This window comes from Alcanivorax sp. HI0044, from assembly GCF_001634945.1.
This window is the reverse complement of the sequence record NZ_LWEZ01001389.1, coordinates 1-3,162: the sequence shown is the minus strand read 5'-3', so window position 1 is coordinate 3,162 and position 3,162 is coordinate 1. Positions and strand designations below refer to the sequence as shown.

The window sequence follows — 3,162 nt, the reverse complement described above, 5'->3', positions numbered from 1 at the left end:
GTCGGCGAGCAATTGGCTTGCGTCGGCAGCCCGCTTTTCGCCCAGATAGGTGGAGGCCCAGGACAACGTAGAGGTAATGCGTTCGTCGGCATCCATGCCGGCAAGCTGGTTGCGGGCGGCAGAGAGCGCAGCGGGCGCCTCTGTCGGTGCGCGGGGCGTGGCAACGGCGGGGGTTTCATAGACCTTAGTCTTTGATGAAGGAGTGGTGGAGCAGCCGGCCACTACAGCGGCAGCCAGAAATGCTGCCAGATAAGCCTTTCTAAATTCCATGGCGAGGTTCGTATTACCAGAATGAAGCGGCTATTGTAGGCGCTTTCCGGGCGTCTTAACACTTGAGTAGTGCACGAATATGAGCGGGACTTTGTTTATTGTCAGTACACCGATCGGACATTTGGATGACATTACCCGTCGGGCGATTGACGTACTGGCCGAGGTGGACTGGATTGCGGCGGAGGACACCCGGCATAGCCAACGGATGCTTGATCAGTTGGGTATCCGCAATCGCATGATCAGTTGCCATGACCACAATGAAAGCCAGCGTAGTGATGAGTTGGTGGCGCGGTTGCAGGGCGGTGAGCAGGGCGCGCTGATCAGTGATGCGGGGACGCCGTTGATTAGTGATCCCGGCTACAGGCTGGTTCGCGCCTGCCAGGAGGCACAGGTAAGCGTGGTGCCTGTTCCGGGTGCGTCAGCGTTGTTGGCTGCATTGGCGGCAGCGGGACAGCCTTCCGATCGTTTCCTGTTCGAAGGCTTTGTACCAGCCAAGGGCGCGCCGCGTCAGCAAGCCATTGCGCGCCTGGCGGCCCTGTCAGTCACAAGTATTATCTACGAGGCGCCTCACCGGGTGCAGTCCTTCCTGGAAGCCCTGAACGGGCTGGTTGAAAAAGATCGTGAAATTACCCTGTGCCGTGAGCTGACCAAGCAATTTGAAACGATTCGGCGTGGCCCGGTGGGTGAAATCTGCGATTGGGTGGCGTCGGACAGCAACCAGCGACGCGGCGAGCTGGTGCTGGTGCTGTCGCCGCTGGCGCAATCTTCCGCGTGGACAGAAAAAGACGAGGCGTTGGCGAAAAGCCTGTTGACTGAGTTGCCGGTGTCACGGGTGGCCAAAATCATGGCGGCCCATACCGGGCTGAAGCGCCAGGAGCTATATGCGCTGTTAGAGGCAATGAACAATTAATATTTAATAATGAATAACTTGCGATCCCGTTTGGTCGTTTTTCAGGCATAAGAGGCTGCGCTCAACTTTGGGGTGCGTGGCCTTTTGCGCTTCAAGATCAGAAAACCTGGTCCGCGCAGCTATTAATTATTCACTATTAATTATTAACTGTTTAGACTCCGCCCCGGACCGGTTAGGCAGTCGCTGGCGGCGATTCTTTTGCAGGATGGCCGCTGGAGGAAAGTCCGGGCTCCACAGGGCAGGGTGCCAGGTAACGCCTGGGGGCCACACTGGGAACGGTGTGGCTACGGCTAGTGCCACAGAGAAGATACCGCCTGTTCCGTCCTCGTGTCGGAACCGGTAAGGGTGAAAAGGTGCGGTAAGAGCGCACCGCGCCGCTGGCAACAGCGGTGGCAGGGTAAACCCCACCCGGAGCAAGACCAAATAGGGATCCGTTGGCGTGGCCCGCGCTGGATCCGGGTAGGTTGCTAGAGGTTTGTGGCGACGCAAACCCGAGATGAATGACTGTCCACGACAGAACCCGGCTTATCGACCGGTCCACCTTATTCCCTATGCGTTGCAAGTGACGAGAAGCGAAGGCTAGCAAGGTTTTCGTGTCTCGTTGCTTGTTATTCGCAATCCTTTCCCTTCTTGATCTGGGTCATGATGCAAAAATGATGTGCCGCTAGGCTTGCCCGCTCACGCAGTTCGGAGCTCGGCATGGCACAGGTGGATACTCTTTTTAGTGAAAATGGCCATGAAGTGCTGCGCTTTGCCGACCTGGTGGTGGGCGAGGGCGTGCAGGCCAACCAGTTCTGTATTCGCCATAACGACCGGGCGGCGCTGATCGACCCCGGTGGCGATCTCACCTATACCCCTTTAACCATTGCGCTCAGCCGTCGCGTTAATCTGGACGGGCTGGAGTATATTCTTGCGTCCCATCAGGACCCGGACATCATCGCATCGCTGCCGCGCTGGTTAATGCATACCCGTTGTCAGGTGGTGGTTAGTCGTCTGTGGGCGCGCTTTCTGCCGCACCTGGCATCGTCCTATGTCACCGGCAAGATGGGGGAGCAGCTGCAGGCGCGGATTCTGGGGGTTGCCGATGAAGGCAAGGTGTTGCCTTTTGCCGGTACCGAGCTGTGGGTGCTGCCGGCGCATTTTCTGCATTCAGTGGGCAATTTCAGCTTCTATGATCCGCTCAGTGGCATCCTCTTTTCCGGTGACGTGGGTGCCAGCCTGGGTGGCGAAGAGGGGCGGGTGGATAACTTTGCAGACCATTGCCACAGCATGCAGGGCTTCCATCGGCGTTACATGGCCAGCAATCGGGCCTGCCGGCTGTGGGTGGCGATGGTGCGCAAGCTCTCGCCGCGGATGATTGTGCCTCAACATGGTGGCTACTTTGAGGGAGATAAGGTGGGCCACTTTCTGGGCTGGCTGGCGCAGCTGGAGTGCGGCGTGGACTTGCTGGATAGCGGTAACTATCGGCTTCCTTCAGCGGATTGCTAATGCGTTCTGCTAATAGTGGTATATAAATAAAGTTAGTAATAACTAATCTGTCTAACACTTAAAGTGCTTTCTCATCTGCGCGTCCCAGCGCTCTGATTCGTCACGGAACTCCTTCCGTCTATCGTTTCTCTGCACCCTTTCTTTTGCCCAAATGGGCCGCTAACAGGCTGATTTATCTGGAAATTCTTTTACGTTTCCCGGTGCCGTCACGCTTGACTTGGGCTTTGCAGTGGCCCTAGAGTGTCTCAATGTGGTGAAAAGTGGGAAAAAGTGGGAATTTCTTAGTGGCCGGTGTCACGAAGTGGGGCAAAAGCCCCGGGAAGGAACCGCATAACCAAGAGCAAGAGGACGGCCAGTGTTTACTGGGAGCGCAGCACTCAATCTGGATGCCAAAGGGCGGCTAACCATGCCGACCCGGTACCGTGCGTCGTTGATCGACACGTGCGGCGGCCAGCTTGTGCTCACGCTGCACCCGTTCGATGACTGTCTGGCGC

The 3,162-nt window shown here is 57.2% G+C and carries 2 protein-coding genes, 1 other RNA gene and 2 pseudogenes; 4 read left to right on the top strand and 1 reads right to left on the bottom strand.

The window, feature by feature from the left end:
* A pseudogene (locus tag A3730_RS29885) lies at nucleotides 1–270 on the bottom strand (penicillin-binding protein activator); the annotation flags it as partial.
* 79 nt (nucleotides 271–349) lie between these two features.
* On the opposite strand from A3730_RS29885, the gene rsmI reads away from it, so the two are divergent.
* The 4 genes and pseudogenes from rsmI to A3730_RS20510 all read left to right on the top strand — a co-directional run.
* Nucleotides 350–1,180: a 16S rRNA (cytidine(1402)-2'-O)-methyltransferase gene (rsmI, locus tag A3730_RS20525; RefSeq protein WP_063521689.1), complete on the top strand. Its 831-nt coding sequence runs from the start codon at nucleotides 350–352 to the stop codon at nucleotides 1,178–1,180.
* A gap of 164 nt (nucleotides 1,181–1,344) precedes the next feature.
* Nucleotides 1,345–1,724, top strand: an RNA gene (gene rnpB, locus A3730_RS20520) — RNase P RNA component class A.
* 155 nt (nucleotides 1,725–1,879) lie between these two features.
* Nucleotides 1,880–2,668, top strand: coding sequence for an MBL fold metallo-hydrolase (locus A3730_RS20515; protein WP_063520140.1), 789 nt, complete (start codon nucleotides 1,880–1,882; stop codon nucleotides 2,666–2,668).
* A gap of 355 nt (nucleotides 2,669–3,023) precedes the next feature.
* Nucleotides 3,024–3,162: pseudogene (locus tag A3730_RS20510) on the top strand (division/cell wall cluster transcriptional repressor MraZ); the annotation flags it as partial.